This is a genomic window from Pseudomonas coronafaciens pv. oryzae str. 1_6 (assembly GCF_000156995.2).
GTDB classification, from domain to species: domain Bacteria; phylum Pseudomonadota; class Gammaproteobacteria; order Pseudomonadales; family Pseudomonadaceae; genus Aquipseudomonas; species Aquipseudomonas tremae.
Map to the genome: position 1 here is coordinate 4,105,655 of NZ_CP046035.1, position 25,000 is coordinate 4,130,654.

Consider the following 25,000-nt stretch of genomic DNA (forward strand, 5'->3'; position numbering starts at 1 on the left):
GGCCTTTGCTTGCGGCCCATGAAGCGTCCCCCTAACTTGCACCGTGCTCAGCGGTGGCTGGATCGATGTCCGAGCAACTGAGTAGAATGGCACTCACTCTGAATCAGTACGCGACAAGGGAATGTATGATCACGAGATGTCTGCTAATTTTCATGTTTGTATCACTCAGCGGCTGCTGGAGCCTGGCATATCATCTGGATGGTGAACGTTGCATCTACCCCGGTACACGACACGGATGGGCGTGGGGCACCAAAGATGTGGCGTCTACCTGGCCCTGGCTGATAGACGTACCGTTTTCTCTGGCACTCGATACGCTGTTGCTACCCTATGACCTCACAGCTTTTTTGCCCGATAACCTCGGCGGCGATGATCGTCGGTGTGAATTCAGTGACTCGCTGAACGTGTTGGGTTGATCTGCATGGCAGGTGTCAGAAGCATCCCGGTCTAAACGTTCCCCTAGGGATGCATACTTCGCGGTTCGACAACAGGACGCATCTTCATGCCAGCTCCGGCACTTCACCTCATGTGCGGCAAGATTGCATCAGGTAAATCGACACTCGCAAAGGCACTTTCCGTAGAGCATTCAGCCATTCTGCTGAGCGAGGACAGCTGGCTTTCAGGACTTTACCCTGACGACATCAAGTCAGTGGCGGACTATATAAGGCTTGCACGCAGGATTCGCGATGTTCTCGGTCCGCTGGTCGTCAGCATTTTGAGATCAGGTGTTGCGGTGGTTCTGGACTTCCCTGCCAACACTGTCGCAGATCGCAAGTGGCTTCGCAGTCTGGCGGACGATGCGCAGGTGCCGCACTGTCTGCATTATCTGGACGTCGACGATGATGTCTGCCTCGCCCGGCTGCACGCCCGCAATGAGAAAGCCGAGCATGACTTTTCAGCCACTGACGCGGAGTTCAGGCTCATCACCAGCTACTTTCGTGCTCCGGATGCAGCAGAAGGGCTGGATGTCAGGGTGCACGTTCAATGAATGAACGACGCGGAGCCTAATGTCATGCAAACCCGTTCAACGCATTGGCGCGGCAGCGATATTCAAGCTGATACCATTGCGCGACCTGCACGCCGAGTAGATCAATATGAATCGCCGTAAAAAGATACAACAGCTGTTGAAAGCTCACGCCAAGAAGGCCAGTGCCAAACTGGCGCCAGCGAGCAAGACAAAGTACGTAAGCAAGGCTGACCGGTTGAAGATGGCAGCGGAGTCGGATCAAGATCCCGTTATAGCAAACGAGCACTGATTAATGACGCCGTGGTGTAAGGATCTGTGGGAACGACAGGCGAGCGAAGATCAGGCAAGGCAGACTTCAAGCATCTTCAAGAACCCTGACGTGGCTCGCATGCCTGTCGTTCACGGGTTGAAAACCGCAGCGTAGGTAGAATCCGGCCGCACTTGAAGTATCAGTGAACAGGCGTACGACAGAGAAGCACTCGGCCGCATGCTCGACAAGATGGTTCACCAGCGTTGTTCCAATGTTCTGGCCTCTTGAGGCGCTTGATACATAAAGCCTGCGCAACCTGCCAACTTCCCCCTCGATAAAAGGATCGCGTGAAAGACCTCCAATGCCCACCAGACAGCCGTCCAGAAATGCGGCCATGAGGCATTCTCCTTTCCCATCGAACCGATTTGTCCCGGACTCCCATTCCTCCACCAGCCGGGCAAGAAACCTGAACCCTTCCGCATCAGCCTCTTCTTTCAATATCAGAACCTGTTGAGGCAAACAGCTGATTTTCCGGATCTCAACCTTGTTCACCCGATAACCTTTATGGAAGTGGATTACACAACTCGCGAGCCACGACGTCAAAGACCGCAAGGCCAGGCAGCGGGAGCAAAAACAAACTTTCCTTACCTGACCTTCTGTAAGCCTGCAGCACCAGCATTTTAGTGGCGGCTGGCTAATTACTTGGCAAACGCGTATTCACCGCCCTGCTCCAGCGCCTTGCGATACGCAGGTCTGGCCTGAAGTCTTTGCACCCAGGCGGAGACATTCGGGTACGGCTGCAGCATGCCTTGGGCGTTGGCAAATTCGCCGATGAAGCTCATCTGAATATCCGCGCCGCTCAGCTCGTCGCCCAACAAGTAAGGGGTCAGCCCCAACGAATTGTTCAGGTAGCCCAAGTAGTTGGCCAGCTCGGACTCGATTCGTGGGTGCAGCGGCGCGCCAGCATCACCCAGGCGTCCAACGTACAGGTTGAGCATCAACGGCAGGATGGCCGAACCTTCGGCAAAGTGCAGCCATTGCACGTATTCATCATAAGTAGCGCTGGCCGGGTCCGGTTGCAGGCGGCCATCGCCATGACGACGAATCAGGTAATCGACAATCGCGCCCGACTCGATTACCACGTGCGGGCCGTCTTCGATCACAGGAGATTTGCCCAGCGGATGGATAGCCTTGAGTTCCGGTGGCGCGAGGTTGGTTTTCGAGTCGCGCTGATAGCGTTTGATCTCGTAAGGCAGGCCCAGCTCTTCAAGAAGCCAGAGAATACGTTGCGAGCGTGAGTTGTTAAGGTGATGGACAATAATCATGCAGGGCTCCGCCGGGTGAGAGTGATGTGTCTAGAAAAGACTGCCTCACAGCCAGGGAGTGCCCTGAAATGAATGACATTCGATGAAGGCTGCCGAACCCGAGGCTTCAGATACCTCGGTCGCTCGGCGCAGCCAATGGCTCGCAACGTAGCTCGCGTTCCACGGCAGCCTTGTCGATGACCGACCAGACATCGATAATTTTGCCGTCGCAAAACGTGTAAAAAACATTCTCTGAAAAGCTGATGTGCCGGCCCTCGGCATCAAGCCCCGTGAACCGGCCTTTGGGTGGGCAGTTGAATACCAGCCGGGCATGGGGTTTTCGGGCAATGAAACCCGCAGTAATTGCATACCCGACCGTTTTTGTAGGGAACTAGCAAGACCGACACCGCCCTAAGCCTGACATCTATGTACTGGCACGACGCTGGTTTCAAACGAAGGACTTCAGATTCATGTCTTCAGGTAGCACTTCAGTATCAGCGGCTGATCAGCAAGGTCGGCAAAACATCTCACCCAACAGACTCATCTTCATCTCCGTGCTCGTGGCAACCATGGGCGCACTCGCGTTCGGTTATGACACCGGCATCATTGCAGGTGCCCTGCCCTTCATGACGCTGCCTGTCGATCAGGGCGGGCTCGGTCTGGATGCTTACAGCGAAGGCATGGTCACTGCCTCGCTGATCGTCGGTGCCGCATTTGGCTCGCTTGCCAGCGGCTACATCTCTGACCGTTTCGGACGGCGTCTGACGCTGCGCCTGCTGTCGGTGCTGTTCATCGCCGGCGCGCTGGGCACCGCCATTGCGCCTTCCATACCGTTCATGGTGGCTGCGCGCCTTCTTCTGGGTATCGCAGTGGGCGGCGGCTCGGCAACAGTGCCAGTGTTTATCGCTGAAATCGCGGGCCCTTCACGTCGTGCCCGGCTGGTCAGTCGTAACGAACTGATGATCGTCAGTGGCCAGTTGCTCGCCTATGTGCTGAGCGCGGTCATGGCGGCATTGCTGCACACACCGGGCATCTGGCGTTACATGTTGGCCATCGCGATGGTGCCCGGCGTGTTGCTACTGGTCGGAACATTCTTCGTGCCGCCCTCGCCACGCTGGCTAGCGTCCAAGGGTCGTTTCGACGAAGCGCATGACGTACTGGGGCAACTGCGCACCAACAAGGAAGACGCGCAGCGTGAAATAGACGAGATGAAAGCGCAGGACGAGCAGGCTCGCCACCGTCCAAAAGCCAAGGAGTTATTGCGCCAGCGCTGGGTCATCAAATTATTGCTGATCGGTATTGGCCTGGGGTTCACCGCGCAGCTAACAGGTGTGAACGCGTTCATGTACTACACACCGATCATCCTTAAAAATACCGGGATGGGCACCAACGCGGCGCTGACCGCGACCATCGGCAACGGCGTGGTATCGGTCATCGCGACCCTGCTGGGGATATGGGCCATTGGCCGTTACGGGCGCCGGCATCTGTTGATGACCGGCCTGGTTATCGTGATTCTGATGCAGGCTGCACTGGGCTGTGTATTGCAATTCATGCCGCAGAACCTGACGCAGAGCTACACCGCTCTCGCCTGCATTCTGGTGTTTCTGCTGTTCATGCAGATGTGTATTTCGCCGGTGTACTGGCTGCTGATGTCCGAGCTGTTTCCCATGCAGGTACGAGGATTGCTGACCGGTACGGCGGTGTCGATGCAATGGTTGTTTAACGCATCGGTAGCGTTTACCTTCCCTATCGCAGTCGATACGATCGGCAACCCGACGTTCTTTATCTTCGCGGCCATCAACGTCGGCTCACTGATATTTGTCTTCCTGTGCCTGCCGGAAACAAAAGGCAAGTCGCTTGAGCAGATCGAGAAGCACTTGAAGAAAGAGCTCTAACCCTCTTGAACAGTCGCCCTCACCTAAAGGATTAGCCATGTCCACGACCGAGCAAGCCACTGCCACTTTCAGCAGTGCCATCCCGATACTGCGGATGTTCGACGAACGCAAGGCGCGTGAGTTTTACCTCGACTTCCTCGGTTTCAGCGTAGAGTTCGAGCACCGTTTCGAGGCTGATCTGCCGCTGTATCTGGGGATCGTCCGAAACGGGCTGCACCTGCACCTTTCCGAACATCATGGCGATGCCTGCCCAGGGGCGGCAGTGTTCATACCGACTCAGAACATCGAGCAATTGCGCGATGAACTGATCGGCAAACGGTATGGTTATGCGCGCCCGGCTATTGTTCAGCAAGGCTGGGGCAAGGTACTGGAAGTCTGTGACCCTTTCGGCAACCGGATCAGGTTCTGCGAGAGCTGAGCAAACGCTGTTGACGTTGCTCAGGTCCTGAGTCTGAGCTTACGAATAACCAATCCGGCATGCCCCATCGTTGGGCATGTCGGGTTTTTCAAGCGCAAGCATGACGCATGATTGCGTCGAAAAAGTCTCTTCCCGCGTTCCGTTCCCCTGCAAACCAAGGCTCGGCCAACGTTGGCCCATAACCTGCAAATGTGTTTATTCATCTTGTATACATGAATGAACACCACTATGACCGCACTCGACATTTTCGAATTACAGTCGGCTTTACGCTCAGGCGATGTGAACCTGAAAGCGTTCGTAAACACCCTGACGACGCACATTGATAAGGACGATCGACCAGAAGTCTGGATTCATCGCGTGTCCTTGCCAGACCTCATCGACCGGGCGGCAGCGCTGGATGAGTTGGCCAGAGCGCTGGGCGAGTCGGTGTATGAACAACTGCCGTTGTTCGGTGTGCCGTTTGCGGTCAAGGACAATTTTGATGTAGCTGGAATGCCTACCACGGCCGCCTGCCCGGCGTTCGCCTATGTGCCCAAGGAGAATGCTCACGTCGTACAGCTGCTGCTCGACAGCGGCGCGATTCTGATCGGCAAGACCAACCTCGATCAGTTCGCCACCGGGCTGGTAGGCGTCAGGTCGCCCTACGGGCCGGTGCGCAACGCTCTTGACCCGGCCTATGTCAGCGGCGGTTCCAGTTCGGGATCGGCGGTGGCGGTAGCACGTGGTTATGTGAGTTTTGCACTGGGCACAGACACGGCTGGCTCGGGCCGAGTGCCTGCAGGCTTCAATGGCATCGTCGGGCTCAAGCCCAGTCTTGGACTGTTCAGCAGTCGAGGTGTTGTGCCTGCTTGCCGTACGCTGGACTGCCCGTCCATATTTGCCAGGGATGTGATGCAGGCCTGGCAAGTGGCGCAGGTTATTGCGGCTTACGATTCGCTGGACCCAGGCAGTGTTGCTGTTCAGGCTTTGCCGGTGCTGCGCCGGGCCCGACGTGTCGCGGTCGCACGGGACTGCGAGTTCTTCGGCGATACACAGGCGCAAGCGGCGTATGCAAAAGCGCTGGAGGCCTTGCGCGACGATCCACTGGTAACCATTACACAGATCGATTTTGACGTTTTCGCCGAAGCAGCAGCCCTGCTCTATCAAGGACCGTGGGTGGCTGAACGGCGTGCGGCAGTGGGAAAATTCTTCGACACCAACGCCGACGATATCCATCCGGTGGTGCGCGGCATCATGCAGAGCGCTGCATCCTTCGACGCAGTGGATACCTTCAACGCCCGTTACCGCCTGGCAGAACTGACCCGCACCGCAGAGCAATTGCTGGCAGAGGTAGATGTGCTGGTGGTGCCGACCGCACCGTGCATGCCGACCATCGAGGCGGTGTTGCAAAACCCGGTCGAACTCAATTCCCGACTCGGTTATTACACCAACTTCGTCAACCTGATGAACATGTGCGCCATTGCCATTCCGGCGACAGATCGTGCAGATGGTTTACCGGCGGGCATCACCCTGATCGGGCCGGCGGGTGCCGATCAGCGTCTGGCAGAGATGGCAGCGGCCTGGCAGCCACTGTTCGGCAATGCAGACCAGAGCGAGGCCATTGCGATGGCTCCCCTGCCCTGCAGCAGCCCGACCGTGCAGGTCGCTGTGGTTGGCGCGCACCTGGTCGGTCAACCGCTCAATTGGCAACTGCTGGAAAGCAGTGCCCGCCTGCTGCGCGCGACCACCACCAGCGCAGACTACCGCCTGTACGCACTGGCAGGCACTTCTCCGCCAAAACCGGGCCTGGTGCGCGTGGCTGCCGAAGGCGCCTGCATCGAAGTCGAAGTCTGGGAGATCCCGCTGAGCCTGTTCGGGGCTTTCGTCGCGGCCATTCCTGCACCGCTGGGCATCGGCTCGCTGCAATTGGCCGATGGCCAGTGGGTCAAGGGCTTCATCTGTGAACCCGCCGGCCTTGAAGGCGCGCTGGATATCACTGATTTCAAAGGCTGGCGCGCCTACCGCGCCGCGCAAACATCTTTCATCGCTCATTGATCAGGGGTAGCACGCATGTCGAACGTCGATCGTCGCAGTTTCATCAAGTTGGCGGGCATTATCGGCCTGAGCGCAGCGCTGCCTTTTGGTCGTGCCTATTCAGCCGACGCACCATTGGTGGTGGGTTTTATCTACGTCGGCGCTCGCGACGACTTTGGTTACAACCAGGCCCACGCTCAGGCAGCCGCCATTATCAAGACGCTGCCCAACGTCAAAGTCATCGAAGAGGAAAACGTCCCGGAAACCGTGGCGGTGCAGAAAACCATGGAAGCCATGATCCGTCAGGACGGCGCGACACTGATTTTCCCAACCTCATTCGGCTACTTCGAGCCGCATGTGGTCAAGGTCGCGAAAAAGTACCCGGACGTGCGTTTCGCCCACTGCGGTGGCCTTTGGCAGAAAGGCCGGGATCCGATGAACGCTGGCAGCTTTTTTGGCTATATCGACGAAGCGCAGTACCTGAACGGCGTGGTTGCCGGGCACATGAGCAAGAGCAAAAAGCTCGGCTTTGTGGCCGCCAAACCCGTGCCTCAAGTGCTGCGCAATCTCAACGCATTCGCCATGGGCGCACGCTCGGTAGACCCGAGTATTGTCACCACGGTGATTTTCACCGGAGACTGGTCGTTGCCGGTCAAGGAAGCCGAGGCCGCCAACGGCTTGATCGATCAAGGCTGCGACGTGCTGACCTGCCATGTGGATGGTCCCAAAGTCATCGTCGAGACTGCCGAAAAACGCGGCGTCATGACCTGTGGCTATCACGCCAGCCAGGCGGCGCTGGCACCCAAAGGCTACCTGACAGGCGCCGAATGGAATTGGGAAACACCTTATCGCGCCCACGTCGCAGCAGCCCAGAGCGGCGCGCCGATGATCAACTTTCTGCGTGGCGGGCTCAAGGAAGGCTTTGTAAAGACTTCCGCCTACGGCCCGGCCGTCAACGCTGAAGCAAAGCAACAGGCAGACGCCATCAAGGCGCAGATGCTGGCAGGCCAGTTCGTGATCTTCAAAGGGCCGCTCAAGGACAACAAGGGCGCGGTAGTGATTGCCGATGGCGTGACACAAACCCAGACCGACATTGCGCTGGAAAGCATGAATTACCTGGTCGAAGGTGTGCTTGGCCAGCTCTGAGGAACGTTCATGAGTTCATCCAAAAGTCTGCGCGGTCTGGCCAGCGCGCTGTTGCCGGGGCTGCCTACGCTACTGGCAGTGTGCTCCTCGTGCGTACTGTTCGGGCTGTTTCTGGCTGTTCAGGGCAAGCCCGCGTGGCAGGCTTTGCAGTTGGTCGGCGAAGGCGCGTTCGGCTCCTGGTTCGCGCTGGAAAATACCTTGCAGCGTGCAGCGCCGTTGATGCTCACAGCGCTCTGCGTCGCCCTGCCTGCCAGGGCCGGGTTGATCATCATCGGGGGAGAAGGCGCGCTGGTACTCGGTGGACTGGCGGCGGCAGTTACACCGCTATGGCTGGGCCATCTGCCTCCAGCACTGATGCTCGGCGGCATGGCCTTGGCGGCGATGACCGTGGGTGCTCTGTGGATCGGCCTGAGTGGCTGGATGCGCCAGCGCCGCGGGGTCAATGAGACGATCAGCAGTCTGTTGCTTTCCTACATCGCTCTGGCGCTTTTCCGACAACTTGTGGAGGGTCCGCTGCGTGATCCGGCAAGCCTGAACAAGCCCTCGACCCCACCGCTGGACGATGCCTACCTGGTCGGTACGATCAGCGACGGTTTTGAGGTGCATTGGGGCCTGGTGGCGGGTGTGGTTGCCTGCCTGCTGGCGTATGTGCTGGTGCGCCACAGCGTCAAGGGCTTTGCCCTGGCAGTGGTCGGCGGCAACGTGCGTACAGCCCTGATGATCGGCTTGCCGGTGGACCGTCTGATTCTGCTCAGTTGCCTTATGGGTGGCGCGGCAGCAGGACTGGCCGGCATGCTCGAGGTGACGGCGGTGCAAGGCAGCGCGAACGCCGCGTTGATTGCAGGCTATGGCACCAGCGGCATTCTTGTGGCATTCGCCGCGCGCCATCATCCGCTGGCAATTATCGTCTGCGCCGTACTGCTGGGCGGGCTGGAAGCCAGCGGCGGACTGCTGCAGCGACGGCTCGGGCTGCCGGACGCCACCACGCTGATTCTCGAAGGGCTGCTGTTCACCAACCTGCTGCTGTGGGAAGCCCTTGGCGGGCGCATTGCCGCCTGGAAAATCAGGCTGACGACGCCGCAGCCACCGGTCGATGACAAAGGAGCGTTACAAAATGTCTGACATCGACCTGAGCACCTTTCTGCTTGCTTTGCTGGCCGGTGCGATCCGCGTCGGTACGCCGTTTCTATTCGTCAGCCTGGGCGAATGCCTGACCGAGAAAAGCGGTCGGATCAATCTCGGGCTGGAAGGCATTCTGGTTGCCGGTGCGATGTCGGGCTATGCCGTAGCGTGCCTGAGCGGCTCGGCATGGCTGGGGGTCTGCGCAGCGGCCGGGGTCGGCATTCTGTTGGGCCTCCTGCACGGCCTGGCCTGTTCGCTGCCAAGGGTCAACGACATCGCGTTCGGCATCGCGCTGATTCTGCTCGGCACCGGGCTGGCATTTTTCCTTGGCAAAGCCTTCATCCAGCCACAAGCGCCGATGCTGCCTTCACTGGCGCTGGGGGCCTGGAGTACCGAAGAGCGCGTGCGCTCGGCGCTGAACATCAACGTGCTGTTCTTCGTCGGCGCTGCACTGGCGTTCGTCCTGCACTGGGGGCTGCGTACTACGCGGTGGGGGCTGATGCTGCGGCTGGTCGGCGACCATGCCGAAACCGCCCAGGCGCTGGGCTATCGTCCGCTCAAGGTACGAGTTGTGGCCACCGCAATCGGCGGCGGGCTGGCCGGGATTGGCGGGGCCTATCTGTCGCTCTACTACCCCGGCAGCTGGAACGAAGGCTTGTCCAGCGGTCAGGGGCTGATGGCGGTTGCACTGGTGATTTTTGCCCGCTGGCGGCCATTGGCATGCCTGTGGGCGTCGCTGCTGTTCGGTGCCGCCGGGGCCATCGGACCGGCCTTGCAGGCTGTGGGCATCAGCACCGGCTACTACCTGTTTGCAGCAGCACCTTACGCGCTGACGCTGGTGGTGATGTACGCCACTTGCCGCCGCGGGCGTACGCTCAATGGCGCGCCCGGCGAACTCAGCCTGACGCGATGAACCGATCTTTTCGAGGAGGCATGACATGGCCAGTGGTCTTGGTGGTTTGAACAAATCGCCCAACGGCGTGGTGATCGGCCTGGCGCAACTGGCGCTGCCCGATCCCCATACCCGCGAGGCATTGTGGGCGCAAACCCAGAAAGTGGTCGCCATGGTGGCAAAGGCGCGGCGCAGTAACCCAGGCATGGACCTGATCGTGTTTCCCGAGTATTCCCTGCACGGCCTGTCGATGAGCACCGCGCCAGACATCATGTGCAGCCTCGATGGCCCGGAAGTCATGGCGCTGCGCGAGGCGTGCAAGGAACACAGCATATGGGGCTGCTTCTCGATCATGGAGGCCAACCCCCACGGCAACCCGTTCAACAGCGGCCTGATCGTCGATGACCTTGGCGACATTCGCCTGTACTACCGCAAGCTGCACCCGTGGGTACCGGTAGAGCCCTGGGAGCCGGGCGATCTGGGCATTCCGGTATGCGACGGTCCGCGCGGCAGCAAGCTGGCGCTGATCATCTGCCACGACGGCATGTTCCCGGAAATGGCCCGCGAGTGCGCCTACAAAGGTGCCGACATCATGCTGCGCACCGCTGGCTACACGGCTCCGATCCGTCACTCGTGGAAAATCACCAACCAGAGCAACGCGTTCACCAACCTCATGCAGACCGCGAGCGTGTGCATGTGCGGCTCCGATGGCACGTTCGATTCGATGGGCGAAGCCATGTTCGTCGATTTCGACGGCACGATCATGGCCGAAGGTGGTGGTAGGGCCGACGAAATCGTCTGCTGCGAACTGCGACCTGATCTGGTCCGCGAGGCGCGTGTGCATTGGGGTGTCGAGAACAACATCTATCAGTTCGGTCATCGTGGCTATGTGGCGGTCAAGGGCGGAGCTCAGGATTGCCCTTACACCTACATGCGCGACCTGACCGCTGGCCAGTACCGTCTGCCATGGGAGAACGACGTGGTGCACACCGACGGCCGTTCATGCGGTTTTGCCGCACCCGAGCGCGAGTTCAAACCCACGCCCAGCAGTTGGAAGGAGTAAACGCCATGAGCGAACGTCATATTGCCTCGGCGCCCTACCCCTGGCCCTGGAACGGTCAACTGCATGCACACAACACGGCGCTGATCGTGATCGACATGCAGACCGACTTTTGCGGCGTCGGCGGCTATGTGGACAGCATGGGCTATGACCTGGCGCTGACCCGTGCGCCCATCGAGCCGATCAAGGCGCTACTGGCCGTGATGCGGCCGCTCGGCTTCAGCATCATCCATACCCGCGAAGGCCATCGCCCGGACCTCAGTGACCTGCCAGCCAACAAACGCTGGCGCTCGCAGCGCATCGGTGCAGGAATCGGCGATGCAGGCCCCTGCGGCAAGATACTGGTACGCGGCGAACCGGGCTGGGAAATCATCGACGAGCTGGCACCGCTGCCCGGCGAAATCGTGATCGACAAGCCAGGCAAAGGCTCGTTCTGTGCCACCGATCTGGAGCTGATCCTGCGCACGCGGGGCATCGATAACCTGATCCTGACCGGTATTACCACCGATGTATGCGTGCACACCACGATGCGCGAGGCCAATGACCGCGGTTTCGAATGCCTGCTGCTTGAAGACTGCTGCGGCGCGACCGACCCTGCCAACCATGCCGCCGCATTGAGCATGGTCAAGATGCAGGGCGGCGTGTTCGGCGCAGTCGGCCATTCGTCGATGCTTCACGACCTGTGGGAAGCATGAGTATGCGTGCCCCGAGCCTGGAAACGATCGGCGCCAGCAAGTATTTCGGCAGTTTTTGCGCACTGAACGCAGTGTCGTTCAAAGTCCGCGCCGGCACCGTCCACGCCCTGCTCGGCGAGAACGGGGCCGGCAAGAGCACACTCGTCAAAGGCATCATCGGCTACAGCGCGCTGCAATCAGGCAGCATTCTGGTCAATAACCGGGAATACGCGATCAACAGCCCTCGAGACTCTCACCAGTTGCAGATCGGTATGGTGTATCAGCACTTCACCGTCGCGCCGGGGCTGAGCGTTGCTGAAAATCTGGTGTTGTCGCGGGATGATCTACCGTGGCGTATCCACTGGGCCAGCGAGTACGAACGCCTCGAAGCGTTCATGGCGAAAATGCCATTTCGGCTCGATATTCATCGGCCGGTCAGCAGCCTGGCCGCCGGTGAGAAACAGAAGCTGGAGATCCTTAAACAGTTGTATCTGGAACGCCGGCTGATCATTCTCGACGAGCCTACCTCGGTACTCACCCCCCAAGAGGCCGACGAAGTACTGGGGCTTATGCAGGCGATGGCGCACCGTGGCGAACTTACTGTGCTGATGATCACCCACAAATTTCGTGAGGTCAGCACCTATGCAGACGACGTGACGGTACTGCGCAAGGGTCGCTGGGTGGGAACAGCGGCAGTGGCCAAGACCACTACTCGGCAAATGGCCGCCTGGATGATGGGCGAAGCCGAGGTTCGCGGCGTAAGCAACGAGCGCCCGGAGATGCCCTCACGTACACCTCAGTTGCAGGTAGAGCGCCTTGATGTACCTGGTGACAAGGGCACCCTGGCCGTGAAAAACCTTTCTCTGGCCGTTCATCCGGGCGAGATCGTCGGTATTGCGGGCATCTCTGGCAATGGCCAACGCGAACTTACCGAAGCCCTGCTCGGCCAGCGGCCATTCAGCGCAGGGAAAATAGCGGTTGATGGCCAGCCCTATCACGCACGGCGCGAGCAGATGCAGCGCCTGCGGGTGTTCAGCCTGCCCGAAGAACCTTTGCGCAACGCCTGCATCGGCACCTTCAGCGTCGCCGACAATCTGGCACTGCGCAACTTCGATCAGGCGCCATTGTGTAAGGGCTGGCGCCTTGATCGACGAGCCATCGGTGCTCAGGCAAAAACCTTGATCAAGCAGTTTCAGGTCTCGCCCAACGACCCGAACAGGCCAATCGGCACCTTGTCCGGAGGGAACGTGCAACGTGCGGTACTGGCCCGCGAGCTGACCCATGACGTGGCTGTGCTGATCGTCGCCAACCCTGTTTTCGGCCTGGATTTCGCCAGCGTGGCGCTTATTCATCAGCGTCTGATCGATGCGCGCAACAACGGCACAGCGGTCCTGTTGCTCAGTGAGGACCTTGACGAGCTGCTCAGCCTGGCAGACCGGATCGTGGTCATCCACGACGGCGAACTGGTCTTTGAAACCCGCGCAACAGTCGCCGATCGCACCGAACTGGGCCGCCACATGGCCGGCGCCGATCAGCCTTCGGAGCAACCGGCATGATCCGCATCAATGCGCGCCCGGACAGTTTCAGTTGCGAGCTGTCGCAGACCGCCTTGGTGATCATCGACATGCAGCGAGATTTTCTCGAGCCCGGCGGGTTTGGCGCTGCACTGGGCAATGACGTCACACTGCTGCAAGCCATCGTACCTTCGGTGCAGCGGCTGCTTGCGCTGGCTCGCGAACAGGATCTGATCGTGATTCATACCCGAGAATCCCACCCTGCGGACCTGTCCGACTGCCCACAGGCCAAAATTGATCACGGCTTGCCAGGCTTGCGCATCGGCGACCCTGGCCCGATGGGACGCATACTGATTCAAGGGGAACCCGGTAATCAGATTATCGAGGCGCTGACGCCCGTTGCCGGCGAGTGGGTCATCGACAAGCCGGGCAAAGGCATGTTTTTCGCCACTGACCTGCACCTGCGCCTCACTGAGGCGGGCATCACTCATCTGATTTTCGCTGGCGTCACCACTGAAGTATGCGTGCAGACAAGCATGCGCGAGGCCTGTGATCGGGGTTATCACTGCCTGCTGATCGAGGACGCGACCGACAGCTACTTTCCAGCCTTCAAACAGGCCACGCTGGACATGATCACAGCGCAGAACGCAATCGTCGGCCGAGTGGCATCGCTCGCCGACGTGCAGCAGGCTCTACCTGCAAGGAGTACGCAGTAATGGACATCAACCTTCCTCACGTAGTCGCCGAAGTCACCCATGCTTTCGCAGATTACGAACGCGCGTTGCTGGCGAATGAACTGACCACGCTGGATGCGTACTTCTGGAACTCCGAACAGGCTGTGCGCTACGGCGTCGCAGAGAACCTGCACGGTGCCGACAGCATTGCGCGATATCGACGCCAGTGTCAGCCAGTCGGGCCGGGGCGCACGCTGCTGCGTACGGTGGTCAGCACTTTTGGAGAAGACTTCGCCACCGTCAGCACCGAATTTCACGATGGCGTTACTCAGCGTCTGGGGCGGCAAATGCAGACCTGGGCACGTCTGGACGGCGGCTGGAAAGTCGTTGCTGCACATGTCAGCATTGACCTGAGCAGCCTGGAGCCACGCCCTTGAATCCCCCGAACACCACCAATGCACTGGCAGAAGACGTCTATCGCCGGCTGAAACAGGAGATTTTCGACTTTTATCTGCTGCCCTATGACAGGTTCACCGAAACGCAATTGGCGGACCGTTACCAGGTCTCCCGAACCCCGGTGCGCGACGCGCTGTACCGCCTGCAACGCGAGGGTTACCTGGACGTGGAGTTCCGTCGCGGCTGGTCGGTCAGGCCGCTGGATTTCGACCAGATCGACCAGCTCTATGACTTGCGTATCGTGCTTGAGTGCGCGGCGATCGAACGTATCTGCGCATCCGCCGACGTGCATCCCGAGCTCACCACTCTGCGAGAGCACTGGTTGATTGATCGCGACAGTTGGCAGACCGACATGCAAGTCGTCGCCGACCTCGACGAACAGTTCCACACCCAACTGGTCGCAGCCTCGGGCAATCTGGAAATGGCCCGTATTCATCAGGAAGTCACCGAACGCATCCGCATCGTCAGGCGGCTCGACTTCTTCAAAAGCGCCCGCATCGAACACACCTACCTTGAGCACGCCGCCATTCTCAACGCACTTCAGGCGCGCAAGCGCGACGAAGCGCTCCTGCTACTGCGCTCGCACGTGGAGATCAGCAAACTGGAAGTGCGCAAACTGACGATATCCATGCTCAGCGACGCGCGACGGCGCTATGAGGCGTGAGAAGAACGCTGCCGCCTTCTAGAACACTTCATTCACACGCCTCATTCACCATCCGTTGATCATCGCCGCGCCATGGCCGTTATGGCGCGCGGCCCGCTGTGCTCCGCCACATGGGCCAATGAATAACAGCCTGATTGCGCGTTCGTCGCAATGACCACTCAGGCAGCCTGATTTCCCGTCAGCGATGCTCTTCTTCGTGCAAGCCATCATCAGCTCCGCATCTCCGTCAGGCCAGTTGCTGTCTTTTGCAACCTTTCATTGGCGTGCCGGTCGGACTATTCAGCAATTGATGGCATTTAGTTATCACCCGGCATTGAGGCGATGAAATACCGGGCACCGTTGAGTGAATTACAGGAATAGTCAGATGAGCCATCAGGGCGACGAGCGCGACCATAGCGCACCTTCGAATCATGACCGCATCGCAGAGGTGTTGAAGGCTGCCGCCCACTCTGCGTGCTGTTCTCTGGGTTCGCTGATGGTGCCAGGGGCATCGGGTTGGGAACAGACTGCCCGCTTTGGCAGCGGAGACTGTTCTGTCGACGAGGTGTCGCTAAGAACGCTGTCGTCTTATGGCGATGTGGTATGGGTAGGCCACGACAGCCCCAAGGCCCCTCTGCAAGACAGCGACCGATGCACCCTGATCTACGTTGCCATACGCGGGTCGATGCGCGAGTTGCTGGGTGCTGTTCTACTGAGCAGTAGCGACCCCAAAGCAAGCTTCAGTGCTGCGCAACGGTACGCGCTTCAGACCCACGCGGCTCACCTGAGCACCTACCTGCAACCTGATCGTGAGGCCGAAACCGCCAACCCGCTGTTGGGCTCCATCGAAAGGCTGCGGCTGCTTGAATCAGTGGTCATCAATGCCAACGACGCGATTCTGATTACCGAAGCCGAGCCGATCGATCTGCCGGGGCCTCGCATCGTCTATTGCAACCCGGCGTTCCTGGCTATAACGGGTTTTACCGAAGCAGAAGTCATCGGGCAGACACCCCGGATACTTCAATGCGAAGACACCAGTCGTGAAACCCTGGACGTCATCCGCGAAGCGCTCACTCACTGGCGGCCGGTCGAAGTCGAACTGGTCAACACGCGCAAGGACGGCAGTCAGTTCTGGGTCGAACTGAGCATCGTGCCGGTGGCCAACGAGAAAGGCTGGTTTACTCACTGGGTCTCCGTGCAGCGGGATATCACCGAGCGCAAGGAGTCTCAGCACCTGGCTCAACGAGCGCGTCTGGAATGGGAAGAAAAACTAGCCCTGCAGAGCCGCCTGGAAGAGCGCGAGCGCATCTCGGAGGAGCTCGCCTATATCGCGTTTCATGATGAACTGACTTCACTCTACAACCGCGCCTACCTCATGAATGAGTTGACCCAGGCATTTGAAAACCTTGACCCGCAATACGAACGTGCGACGGTGCTGTTTCTGGACCTGGACGGGTTCAAAGTCGTCAATGACAGCATGGGCCATCTGGCCGGCGACCAGTTGCTGAAGCGCGTGGCCAACCGGTTGCAAAACTGTGTACGTTCCAATGATGTGCTGGCACGAATTGGTGGTGACGAGTTTGCAATATTGCTGATGGGCAAGGATCAGCCGGAGACGGCAGTCAGAATGGCAGAGCGCATTGTCAGTCAGTTGCATGCAGCCATTCAGATCGAAGGTCAGGACATCTTCATATCCTGCAGCATCGGCATAGTCACCGCCTGCGACAGCCACTCAAAGCCGGAGGACTTGCTGCGTGACGCAGACGTAGCCATGTATTCTGCGAAGAAACAAGGCAGAGGACGCTGGAGCATCTTCAACGCCTCGATGCGCGAAGCGGCGATTGATACGCTGGTGATCCAGAACGCCCTGCGCCAGGCCCTCGAAGACAAGGACTTCCTGGTCTTCTACCAACCCATCTACAGCAGCGACAGTGAAGACCTGGTGGGCGTCGAGGCGTTGGTCAGATGGGATCACCCCTCAATGGGCATCATTTCACCGGATGCGTTCATCCCTATTGCCGAAGACCTCGGCATCATTCACGAGTTGGGCGAATGGGTCATGAACAAAGCCTGTAGCGAGGTGCAGGCATGGCGCAAGGCGTTCTCTCATCTGGACTTGAGACTCAACGTCAATGTGTCCGGGAAAGAACTCAGCCATCCCGGATTCGTCGATCAGGTTACCCGGATCATTGCGGTAACCGGGTTGCCTGCAACGCAACTTCAAATAGAAGTCACCGAATCGGTCTTTCTTTATCAACCGGACGAGATAGCAGAGATTCTCCGCCAGATTCGACAGCTTGGCGTGCGGGTGGCACTGGACGACTTCGGCACCGGTTACAGCTCACTGGGCTACATAGACCGTTACCCTATCGATGCGGTGAAGATAGACCGGTCTTTCGTCTCGCGCATGATGACCTACGACCGGAGCGAGGCGATCGTCAGCAGTATCCTGTCTCTGGGACGGGCGCTTGATCTGGATATAACCGCTGAAGGCGTGGAAACAGAGGAACAGTACAACCGCCTGCATAAAATGGGCTGCCCGTATTTTCAGGGCTACTTTCTGAACAGACCCATGCGGTCAGAAGCACTTGAGCACGTTATCAGGTCTGTCGCGGTATGCGGTGCCTGACCCCGCAATCAAATGATTTGCTGCAGGGTTTGTGGCAATCAAGCGGGGTAGAGGTATGCCTCCCCCCGTTACATAAACGGCCATTTCACCGAGGCGGCCAACCCCCTCACACCAGCCAGTGCCACAACAGCAACGTTCCTATCAGCCCTGTCACCGAGACAATCGTTTGCAGCACGGACCAGACCCAGAGGGTCTGCTTCAGTTGCAGGCCAAAGTATTCACGGACCATCCAGAAGCCGGCATCGTTTACATGGCAGAAGAACACCGAACCTGCACCAATTACCAGGGCAATCAGCGATGCCTGGATCGGCGCAAGCCCGGCCATCATCGGTGCAAGAATGCCCGCTGTGGTGGTGGTCGCCACAGTGGCTGAACCGGTGGCCTGACGCAACGCCACGGCGATCAGCCAGGCCAGCAGCAGGTAAGGCATATGCGCGCCTTCTGCGACCTTGCTGATGGTCTGACTGACCCCGGCATCCAGCAATGTCTGTTTCAAGCCACCACCGGCACCGATGGTCAGCAACAGTACGGCGATAGGCGCAAGGCTTTTACGCAGCGTCCCGCCGACATGCTCGCGGGATAGCCCATTCGCCCAGCCCAGGCAAACCGTTGCTGCCAGCACCGCGATACCCAGAGCGACCAGCGGCTCACCGAGAAACTTCAAGGTCAGTGCGATGTTGCTTTCAGGCTCCATCGTCACCTTGGCCAGGGTGCTGCCGAGCATGAGAATCACTGGCAGCAGAATAATCAACAGCGAGATGCCGAACCCCGGCTGGCGACGGTTATCGGGTCTGGCACTGAACAACTCGCCCAGCTCGGCGGGTTCTTCAATGTGCATGCGCTTCGACAACCAATTGCCATACAGCGGGCCTGCGAAAATCACCGCTGGCACCGCAATGCAGAACCCCAACAGCATGGTCAGGCCCAGGTCTGCGTGCAAGGCACTGACCGCGATCAGCGGTCCTGGGTGGGGTGGCATCAATGCGTGCAGCGTGGTCATGCCAGCAAGTGCCGGAATAGCGATTTTCAGCAGCGGCTGCCCGGACTGACGCGCCATCACGAAGATGATCGGCACCATCAGGACCAGTCCCACTTCAAAGAACAACGGCAGGCCAATGACCATTGCCACCAGCGCCATAATCCAGGGCAGCGTCCTGCCCTTGCCCAACTTGAGCAAGGTGGAAGCAATCCGGTCCGCAGCACCGGACTCGGCCATCAAGGCCCCCAGCATCGCACCCAGCGCGATAATGATCCCCGCTTCACCGAGAATGCTGCCTGCACCCTTGCTGAATGCCTTGGCAACCGACTCGGCGGGCAAACCAGCGCCTATTCCGGCGATGAACGTACCCACGAGAATCGATAGAAACGGAGGAAGCCTGGTAGCGCTGATCAGCACGATGATCGTGGTGATCGCAATCAGGCAACAAATAATCAGTCGGGTGTCATGGAACACCCAGGCCGCAGAAGACAGATCCAACACAGTACCCCTAACGTTTGGTATCCAGCTCAGGCGCTTTCAACGCCGAGAGACAGAAAGATTCGAAACAATTGGTTTCAATTCATCAAAAGATACCGGAATACCCACAAGCGTCGCAGCTAAATATTCAGTTTGCCGACTTCGTCTGCACTTGAGTGCCTGGCAGTTTCGGCAGTCGTCCGGGCCATGAAGTCCATCCGTTCCAGGCAAGATGCGCCCTACAACTGATGTGGGTATAGTGGAAATGCAACGAGCGTTCAGAGTGTGCGGTCAAAGCGACAGGGCCTGCGATCAACCCGGCATTGCCTCACATTTGTCTGGTCAGCGCCACGATCAGTTAGCGGATCACTCGACAGGAAATCAGATGACCTCATCCAGCCAGCGTCTTGCCCTGCTTGAAGCCGTGGTCGAGCAGTCGTTCAATGCGGTACTGATAACCGACGCCAAGCTGACCGAAGGGGGTCCGTTCATTGTTTATGTCAATCCGGCATTCTGTGCGATGACGGGTTATACAGCAGAGCAATTGATCGGCCTGTCGCCAAAATTCCTGCAAGGTGCGGACACCGACCCTCAGGTAATAGCGCGGATGCGCCAGTGTTTGAGCGATAAACTCTTTTTTGAAGGATCGACAGTCAACTACCGCGCCGATGGCAGCCCGTATATTGTCGAGTGGAAAATCTCTCCGGTGCATGACGATGCAGGCAACCTGTGCAACTTCGTGTCGGTCCAGCAAAACATCAGCCCTCGCGTCCAGGCTGAGCGCGAGCAACACCTGTTGGCACAAGCACTGAATGCGGCGTTAGACCCGATTATCATCACAGATCGCAACGCGCTTATTGTATTTGCCAACGAAGCTTTTCAGCAGGTCACGGGCTACAGCTCGACAGAGATCATTGGTCAAAACCCGCGAATGCTTCGTTCAGGCAAACACGATGAACTGTTCCATGAAGCGCTGGCAAGCGGCGAGCCGTTTCGCACCACCTTCATCAACAAGCGCAAGGACGGCTCGCTGTTTTATGCGGAACACAGCATCTCTCCGCTGCGCAACGTCGAAGGCACCCTCACTCATTACGTCAGCATCAGCCAAGACGTGACGACACGGCTGGGTCGCGAACAGAAGTTACTGGAGATTGCTCACAGCGATACACTCACTGGCCTGGACAATCGAAGATCCGCCGAACATACCCTGGAGCGCATGATCAGTACCGCGTGGATAACGGGTAATCCGTTCAGCCTCATCATCTGTGATATCGACCATTTCAAGCGAGTCAATGACCAGCACGGCCACCCTGCTGGCGACGCCGCCCTGAAAAGCGTTGCGTCCATGTTTAAACACCAGATTCGTACGCACGATGTGGCGGCCCGTTGGGGCGGCGAAGAGTTTCTGATCCATGTGCCCGACAGCTCACTAAAACAGGCAGTCGAACTGGCGGAGCGCGTTCGCAAGAGCGTTGAAGGTCTGGAGATACCGGAAACCGGCTCGGTGACTATTTCTCTAGGCGTGGCAGCACTGGACCCCGGAGAAACGGCAGCGAGCCTCATTCAGCGAGCGGACAAGGCGCTTTATCAAGCCAAGCGCCTTGGCCGGAACCGTGTAGAGAGTGCGAAGACCGACCACACGGCTTATTGATACGACCGCGTGCCGTGATCTGACGCCCTGGTCTTATGGCCGCTGGCTACCGGCAACCAGCACGGGCACTCTCAGCACCTTATTGGCGGCGGTGATGTAAACCCAGTGCTGTGACCCTGTCGAACAAAAAGCGAGGTTGCCTGTGTCCTCGGCATCAACCTTTAGCCTGCCAAGCAAATCTCCTTTGGCAGAAAACACCTGAACGCCCTCTTTACTGCTGCTCCAGACATTACCCTGCGCATCGACCTTGACCCCATCCGGGATACCGGGCGCAATGTCAGCGAATACTCTACCGGCGCTCAGCGCGCCATCACGCACTTCATAGACCATGATTCTGTGAGCCAGCTTCGAGTTTTTGAAGTCATGAGCCAGTTGGGAATCGGCCACGTACAACAGATGTTTATCAGGTGAAAAGGCCAGACCATTGGGCGAATGAAGTCCAGGTGTATCAAGCCTGGTCAGGGTGTCGCGCTCCGGATCGTAATGGTAGAGATACTCCCCGCCCTGCTCCGGCTTGCCGCCATAGCTCTCTGCCTCGTTCAAGACACCAAAGGTCGGATCACTGAACCAGATGCCGCCACGATCATCGACTACGACATCGTTGGGACTGTTCAACCGTTTGCCCTGATACCGATCGACCAGCGTGCGCCATTGACCATCCGGCTCCTGGCGCACAATCGCACGCTCACCGTGGGAGGCTGCAACGATATGGCCCTTGGAATCCCGCGCCCGCCCATTCTGATAATGAGCAGGATCCAGCAAGGTGCTGACGCCACCCTGCTCTTTCCAGCTCATGACTTTGTTAGCCTTCACGTCACTCCAGATCACGCCACCATCGGGCAGGCATAAAGGACCTTCCGCCCACTGCGCATCGGCAGTCAGCAGGTGTGCTTGCGCATCGGGCTGAACAAGTGCCGCAAACCGCGTGTCGAGCGCCTCGACTTTTACGGACGACGTCACATCAGCAGCCATCGCTGCGCCGGCAGCCAAAAGCGCAACACCCAAGACCAGCACTGAGGTTTTCTTGCCCGGATGACTTGAAAATCGATTCATGTGCTTCGTCCTGTCATTCAATAGGCGCAAAGGCCAGAGCCACGTTTGGCAGCAGCTTCAGGCTTGAGTTTCAACGGGCAGATTCATAACCGTATTGAACAATAAGCCGGAAAGACAAGGCCTGCCCATGACGGCAGGCCCGAAAGGGTCACATCAAAGTGTTGGCAACTGCCCGATGCGCCCCATCATTTCGGTAACGATCTGCAGGTCCAGCAAGAACTGCTCGGTAGTCTTGAACTCGTTGTCCGTGTGACCGGTGTACTTGACTTCAGGTCTGGCGAGACCGAACTGCACGCCATTTGGCAGTTCATGTACCGAAGTGGCGCCTGCCGAAGTACCAAACGCATGTTTCATATCGAGGTTTTCGCTGGCCACGGCGAGCAACGCCTTGACCCACTCACCTTCAGGGTTGCGATACATGGGCTCGGCAATGGAATAGTCGAACGCTGGCTTGATAGCGGTTTTCTGGCTCCAGGCCGCCAGCTTGTCGGCTATTTCAGACTTGAGTACTTCAGGGGATTTACCCTTGGGCACGCGCAAGTTGACCGCCAGTTTGAATGCCTTGTCATCCAGTCCAACGTACGTCAGGGAAGCGGTCAGCGGCCCCATGAATTCGTCGGAAAAACCGATGCCGAGCTTTTCGCCCAAATAGTCCAGGCCCCAGTTTTCGGCAGCATAGCGAGCGGCGTCCGTAATATGATTGTGCTTGAGCGCGACCTTGCCTTCGAGGCTGTTGATGAAGTCCAGCATTCTCGCTACCGGATTGACGCCGGACTCGGGCTCTGATGAGTGAGCGGAAACACCGGTAACAGTCAGTTTGACGTCTTTGCCTTCAACCCTTGTGGCGATTTCGAAGTTGCCACCATTGCGCTGTACATAATCGGCACTGGCCTGTTGCAGGCTGGCCGCCAGTTCAGCAGGTTTGTCGCTCACCAGCGTAGCGACCGATTTTGACGGGATCTGATTGGTGGCCATGCCTCCGGTCATCGATACGATCTCGGCGCCCTCGCCCTGTGCGGCGCGCTTCGCAAAACTCGCCATGACAGTGCCATAGCCCTTTTCCGCGATCACAACCGGATAACCGCCATCCAGTGCCAGGTTGTAAGCAGGTGTCGGATTACGCTCGAAATAATAGGGAATAGCATCACCAGCGGTTTCTTCGGTGGTGTCTATCAGCAACTTGAAGTTTCTCGCCAGCGGCAGCTTTTCTTCCTTGATAACTTTCATGGCATAGAGCGAAACAACGATGCCGTTTTTATCATCTTCAGTGCCGCGTCCGTACATGCGATCGCCGATCAAGGTGACGTGGAACGGGTCCAGACGGGTGCCGTCAGGCAATACCCAGTTCTCCGGCGTCACCGGCACTACGTCGGCATGAACGTGAATACCCACGACTTCATCACCACTGCCGTCCAGTGAGATTTCATAGACGCGATTATCGATGTTGCGAAACTTCAGGCCGAAGCTTTCGGCGAGGCCCTTGATCTTGTCGGCGATCTTGATGAACTCAGGGTTTTCATGCTGAGCCACACCGTCTACACGAACTGTCGGAATGGCGACCAGCTCGCGCAGGGTCTCCGTGGCGGCACTGCCGTATTTCATCCGCGCATAAAGGCCGAGCAGGCGATGAATTTCATTCTGCTGATCTTCAGACAGCTTTTTGTTGTCGAGGAAGGCGCTAATCGCAGGACCGATATTGGCACTTTTAGCGACGTCATCCTTGGCCAGACTTCCCAGAAACTCCCTGAAGTCAGTGACCGGGGTATTACTGAACGTCTTGACGATGACGGCACTTTGTTGCGCACTGAGATTGGCAAAGGCCGAAGTGGAAACCACCGAGAGACTGGCCAGCACCAGCGTGGCTGCGGCCAGTTTTTTGAGGGCAAAGTTCATTATTGAAAGCATTCCTTGGCAGGCATGAAGAGGAATATCTGATCGATCGATCAGAAAGCTTTCAAACTTACACCACAAGACAACATTGCGGGAACCCCGATATGGCATACAGAACCTGCGAGAAGCGACGCACTGTTTTCCTCGCACATTGAAGACTTCACGTCCTGTTGCACAGCGCAGCAGACACTGTTGGACCCCGCCCCGACTGTGACATCATCCACGCCTGTCTGTGAATTTGCACAGGCCATGGAACGACGATATCCCCACACACGGAAGGAAAACAAAGTGCATTCAAGAAACCGGCTGGCAGCGTTACTGATGTCGATAAGCCTCTCCCTCATCGGGTGTGACAAAAGCGACGCACCTCAAAACGTCGTACAGCCCGGCAGCCCGCCGCAACAGCAAATGAGCGCCGAACAGGCAGAGGTCGAGAAGTACAATAAGTACGTGAAAGCGGCCAATTACGGCGCTGACTTTGGTGAGTTGCTGGAGAGTCGTCTGAACGAATACCCGAAGAAGCTTGCGCCGGGTAAAAAACTGACCAGTTACGATCTGTTCACAGCCTACTCCATCAATGGCTGGCAACAGAATCTGAAAGAAGCGCTCGCCATCGAGTCCCCCATGCCGGAACTGGATGAGCCAGCCAAAGGCATGCTGGATGCATTGGCCAGGCTGGAGCCAATCCACGCCGAACTTGAAAACTATGCACAGTCCAAAGGCTTTCTTGCCGACGATGGGAAAAAGGCCCGTGACATGGAACCTGCACTTGAAGCCGGGATGAAGGATGTCGCAACCTCTCAAGCCGCTTTTTTTGACGGAATAAGCAAGCGCGACGACATCAACATCCGCACTGCATTTGAAAGCGCAGAAAAAGACTCGCAGGCCTACTACCGAGCCGGCATCGTAGTGTATGCAAAAGAGTCTGCACGACTGGCCGGTGAGTTCTTCAAGAACGCCGGAAGCGAAGAAACAGCAAAGCCTTTCGAAGCAAGCCTGAACAAGACAGCGCAGATGATCGAGAACTGGGACAAGAAGTCCCGTGCGCAAAAACGTCCGATTGGCTGCGTTTCCATCATGAACGACCTGAACGGCTTCGTCGGCAAAGGACGGGAGGCCATCAGCGATGCGCGAAGCGGTAATTACAAACGTGAAAACAGCAGCGAGATGCACTGGAGAGTGGCCAACCCGATCAAGCGTGGCTACGACGATGTACAAAGCGCTTTCGGTCGCCTGATCAACAGCATGAACAACGATGAGTGCATTTAACGTCACACGGTCACTCGCAGGATGCGC

The 25,000-nt window shown here is 58.1% G+C and carries 23 protein-coding genes and 1 pseudogene; 18 read left to right on the forward strand and 6 right to left on the reverse strand.

Annotated features, from left to right (window positions below):
- Window positions 1-125 precede the first annotated feature (125 nt).
- The 3 genes from POR16_RS18355 (at window position 126) to POR16_RS18365 (ending at window position 1,253) form a co-directional block, all read left to right on the forward strand.
- Window positions 126-413 carry a YceK/YidQ family lipoprotein gene (locus POR16_RS18355; RefSeq protein WP_024691733.1) on the forward strand — a complete coding sequence of 96 codons (288 nt, stop codon included), beginning with the start codon at window positions 126-128 and terminating at the stop codon, window positions 411-413.
- 86 nt (window positions 414-499) lie between these two features.
- A complete protein-coding gene (locus POR16_RS18360; RefSeq protein ID WP_005891523.1) occupies window positions 500-985 on the forward strand; it encodes a P-loop nucleotide/nucleoside kinase family protein in 486 nt (161 codons plus the stop codon).
- A 106-nt stretch (window positions 986-1,091) separates the two neighbouring features.
- Complete coding sequence (locus POR16_RS18365) at window positions 1,092-1,253, forward strand: DUF2986 domain-containing protein (protein WP_005891522.1); 162 nt, start codon at window positions 1,092-1,094, stop codon at window positions 1,251-1,253.
- Between the two features lie 66 nt (window positions 1,254-1,319).
- On the opposite strand, the gene POR16_RS18370 is transcribed toward POR16_RS18365, so the two are convergent.
- The 3 genes and pseudogenes from POR16_RS18370 to POR16_RS18380 form a co-directional block, all read right to left on the reverse strand.
- Window positions 1,320-1,766, reverse strand: a complete 447-nt coding sequence (locus tag POR16_RS18370; RefSeq protein ID WP_005891520.1) for a GNAT family N-acetyltransferase — start codon at window positions 1,764-1,766, stop codon at window positions 1,320-1,322.
- 146 nt (window positions 1,767-1,912) lie between these two features.
- Complete coding sequence (locus POR16_RS18375) at window positions 1,913-2,539, reverse strand: glutathione S-transferase family protein (protein WP_005891518.1); 627 nt, start codon at window positions 2,537-2,539, stop codon at window positions 1,913-1,915.
- Between the two features lie 106 nt (window positions 2,540-2,645).
- Window positions 2,646-2,849, reverse strand: a pseudogene (locus POR16_RS18380) (ester cyclase); the annotation flags it as partial.
- A gap of 139 nt (window positions 2,850-2,988) precedes the next feature.
- Between POR16_RS18380 and POR16_RS18385 the strand changes: the two are divergent.
- From POR16_RS18385 to POR16_RS18445, 13 genes are all read left to right on the forward strand, one after another.
- Entirely contained in the window at window positions 2,989-4,413 is a 1,425-nt protein-coding gene (locus POR16_RS18385) for a sugar porter family MFS transporter (protein WP_005891516.1), read from the forward strand.
- 37 nt (window positions 4,414-4,450) lie between these two features.
- The gene (locus POR16_RS18390) at window positions 4,451-4,831 is read left to right on the forward strand and encodes a glyoxalase superfamily protein (RefSeq protein ID WP_005891514.1); all 381 of its coding nucleotides are present in this window, start codon (window positions 4,451-4,453) and stop codon (window positions 4,829-4,831) included.
- 228 nt (window positions 4,832-5,059) lie between these two features.
- A complete protein-coding gene (atzF, locus tag POR16_RS18395) occupies window positions 5,060-6,865 on the forward strand; it encodes an allophanate hydrolase (RefSeq protein ID WP_005891513.1) in 1,806 nt (601 codons plus the stop codon).
- Window positions 6,866-6,880: 15 nt separating this feature from the next.
- Window positions 6,881-7,990 (forward strand): BMP family ABC transporter substrate-binding protein, encoded by a 1,110-nt coding sequence (locus POR16_RS18400; protein WP_024691737.1) that lies wholly within the window; start codon window positions 6,881-6,883, stop codon window positions 7,988-7,990.
- Between the two features lie 9 nt (window positions 7,991-7,999).
- A complete protein-coding gene (locus POR16_RS18405) occupies window positions 8,000-9,112 on the forward strand; it encodes an ABC transporter permease (RefSeq protein ID WP_005891510.1) in 1,113 nt (370 codons plus the stop codon).
- The gene (locus POR16_RS18410) at window positions 9,105-10,025 is read left to right on the forward strand and encodes an ABC transporter permease (RefSeq protein ID WP_122311927.1); all 921 of its coding nucleotides are present in this window, start codon (window positions 9,105-9,107) and stop codon (window positions 10,023-10,025) included. The genes POR16_RS18405 and POR16_RS18410 overlap by 8 nt, the downstream gene beginning before the upstream one ends.
- A gap of 25 nt (window positions 10,026-10,050) precedes the next feature.
- Window positions 10,051-11,067, forward strand: a complete 1,017-nt coding sequence (locus POR16_RS18415; RefSeq protein WP_122381130.1) for a formamidase — start codon at window positions 10,051-10,053, stop codon at window positions 11,065-11,067.
- A 5-nt stretch (window positions 11,068-11,072) separates the two neighbouring features.
- A complete protein-coding gene (gene biuH / locus POR16_RS18420; protein WP_024671285.1) occupies window positions 11,073-11,759 on the forward strand; it encodes a biuret amidohydrolase in 687 nt (228 codons plus the stop codon).
- Window positions 11,760-11,761: 2 nt separating this feature from the next.
- Window positions 11,762-13,294, forward strand: a complete 1,533-nt coding sequence (locus POR16_RS18425) for an ABC transporter ATP-binding protein (RefSeq protein ID WP_005891504.1) — start codon at window positions 11,762-11,764, stop codon at window positions 13,292-13,294.
- On the forward strand, window positions 13,291-13,968 hold the full coding sequence (locus POR16_RS18430; protein WP_005891502.1) for a cysteine hydrolase family protein: 678 nt from the start codon (window positions 13,291-13,293) through the stop codon (window positions 13,966-13,968). The genes POR16_RS18425 and POR16_RS18430 overlap by 4 nt, the downstream gene beginning before the upstream one ends.
- Window positions 13,968-14,363, forward strand: coding sequence for an oxalurate catabolism protein HpxZ (hpxZ, locus tag POR16_RS18435; RefSeq protein ID WP_005891500.1), 396 nt, complete (start codon window positions 13,968-13,970; stop codon window positions 14,361-14,363). Before POR16_RS18430 ends, hpxZ begins: the two co-directional genes overlap by 1 nt.
- The gene (locus tag POR16_RS18440) at window positions 14,360-15,046 is read left to right on the forward strand and encodes a GntR family transcriptional regulator (RefSeq protein WP_005891498.1); all 687 of its coding nucleotides are present in this window, start codon (window positions 14,360-14,362) and stop codon (window positions 15,044-15,046) included. The genes hpxZ and POR16_RS18440 overlap by 4 nt, the downstream gene beginning before the upstream one ends.
- 364 nt (window positions 15,047-15,410) lie before the next feature.
- On the forward strand, window positions 15,411-17,654 hold the full coding sequence (locus POR16_RS18445; protein WP_005891496.1) for a putative bifunctional diguanylate cyclase/phosphodiesterase: 2,244 nt from the start codon (window positions 15,411-15,413) through the stop codon (window positions 17,652-17,654).
- 106 nt (window positions 17,655-17,760) lie between these two features.
- Here POR16_RS18445 and POR16_RS18450 read toward each other — a convergent pair whose 3' ends face one another.
- A complete protein-coding gene (locus POR16_RS18450) occupies window positions 17,761-19,131 on the reverse strand; it encodes a GntT/GntP/DsdX family permease (RefSeq protein ID WP_005891494.1) in 1,371 nt (456 codons plus the stop codon).
- Between the two features lie 364 nt (window positions 19,132-19,495).
- Between POR16_RS18450 and POR16_RS18455 the strand changes: the two genes are divergently transcribed.
- Window positions 19,496-20,761 carry a sensor domain-containing diguanylate cyclase gene (locus POR16_RS18455; protein ID WP_005891492.1) on the forward strand — a complete coding sequence of 422 codons (1,266 nt, stop codon included), beginning with the start codon at window positions 19,496-19,498 and terminating at the stop codon, window positions 20,759-20,761.
- 33 nt (window positions 20,762-20,794) lie between these two features.
- On the opposite strand, the gene POR16_RS18460 is transcribed toward POR16_RS18455, so the two are convergent.
- Complete coding sequence (locus POR16_RS18460) at window positions 20,795-21,814, reverse strand: SMP-30/gluconolactonase/LRE family protein (protein ID WP_005891491.1); 1,020 nt, start codon at window positions 21,812-21,814, stop codon at window positions 20,795-20,797.
- 153 nt (window positions 21,815-21,967) lie between these two features.
- On the reverse strand, window positions 21,968-23,707 hold the full coding sequence (locus POR16_RS18465) for a dipeptidase (protein WP_005891489.1): 1,740 nt from the start codon (window positions 23,705-23,707) through the stop codon (window positions 21,968-21,970).
- Window positions 23,708-23,992: 285 nt separating this feature from the next.
- On the opposite strand from POR16_RS18465, the gene POR16_RS18470 reads away from it, so the two are divergent.
- Window positions 23,993-24,973, forward strand: coding sequence for a YiiG family protein (locus POR16_RS18470; protein ID WP_024691748.1), 981 nt, complete (start codon window positions 23,993-23,995; stop codon window positions 24,971-24,973).
- Window positions 24,974-25,000 lie beyond the last annotated feature (27 nt).

Bases quoted from the DNA above. Each gene is read 5' to 3' on its own strand.
- atzF (WP_005891513.1), top strand. From the start codon at position 5,060: ATGACCGCACTCGACATTTTCGAATTACAGTCGGCTTTACGCTCAGGC.
- POR16_RS18465 (WP_005891489.1), bottom strand. From the start codon at position 23,707: ATGAACTTTGCCCTCAAAAAACTGGCCGCAGCCACGCTGGTGCTGGCC.
- POR16_RS18430 (WP_005891502.1), top strand. From the start codon at position 13,291: ATGATCCGCATCAATGCGCGCCCGGACAGTTTCAGTTGCGAGCTGTCG.
- POR16_RS18445 (WP_005891496.1), top strand. From the start codon at position 15,411: ATGAGCCATCAGGGCGACGAGCGCGACCATAGCGCACCTTCGAATCAT.
- POR16_RS18415 (WP_122381130.1), top strand. From the start codon at position 10,051: ATGGCCAGTGGTCTTGGTGGTTTGAACAAATCGCCCAACGGCGTGGTG.
- biuH (WP_024671285.1), top strand. From the start codon at position 11,073: ATGAGCGAACGTCATATTGCCTCGGCGCCCTACCCCTGGCCCTGGAAC.
- POR16_RS18375 (WP_005891518.1), bottom strand. From the start codon at position 2,539: ATGATTATTGTCCATCACCTTAACAACTCACGCTCGCAACGTATTCTC.
- POR16_RS18455 (WP_005891492.1), top strand. From the start codon at position 19,496: ATGACCTCATCCAGCCAGCGTCTTGCCCTGCTTGAAGCCGTGGTCGAG.
- POR16_RS18460 (WP_005891491.1), bottom strand. From the start codon at position 21,814: ATGAATCGATTTTCAAGTCATCCGGGCAAGAAAACCTCAGTGCTGGTC.
- POR16_RS18400 (WP_024691737.1), top strand. From the start codon at position 6,881: ATGTCGAACGTCGATCGTCGCAGTTTCATCAAGTTGGCGGGCATTATC.
- POR16_RS18410 (WP_122311927.1), top strand. From the start codon at position 9,105: ATGTCTGACATCGACCTGAGCACCTTTCTGCTTGCTTTGCTGGCCGGT.
- POR16_RS18360 (WP_005891523.1), top strand. From the start codon at position 500: ATGCCAGCTCCGGCACTTCACCTCATGTGCGGCAAGATTGCATCAGGT.
- hpxZ (WP_005891500.1), top strand. From the start codon at position 13,968: ATGGACATCAACCTTCCTCACGTAGTCGCCGAAGTCACCCATGCTTTC.
- POR16_RS18385 (WP_005891516.1), top strand. From the start codon at position 2,989: ATGTCTTCAGGTAGCACTTCAGTATCAGCGGCTGATCAGCAAGGTCGG.
- POR16_RS18355 (WP_024691733.1), top strand. From the start codon at position 126: ATGATCACGAGATGTCTGCTAATTTTCATGTTTGTATCACTCAGCGGC.
- POR16_RS18390 (WP_005891514.1), top strand. From the start codon at position 4,451: ATGTCCACGACCGAGCAAGCCACTGCCACTTTCAGCAGTGCCATCCCG.
- POR16_RS18425 (WP_005891504.1), top strand. From the start codon at position 11,762: ATGCGTGCCCCGAGCCTGGAAACGATCGGCGCCAGCAAGTATTTCGGC.
- POR16_RS18365 (WP_005891522.1), top strand. From the start codon at position 1,092: ATGAATCGCCGTAAAAAGATACAACAGCTGTTGAAAGCTCACGCCAAG.
- POR16_RS18405 (WP_005891510.1), top strand. From the start codon at position 8,000: ATGAGTTCATCCAAAAGTCTGCGCGGTCTGGCCAGCGCGCTGTTGCCG.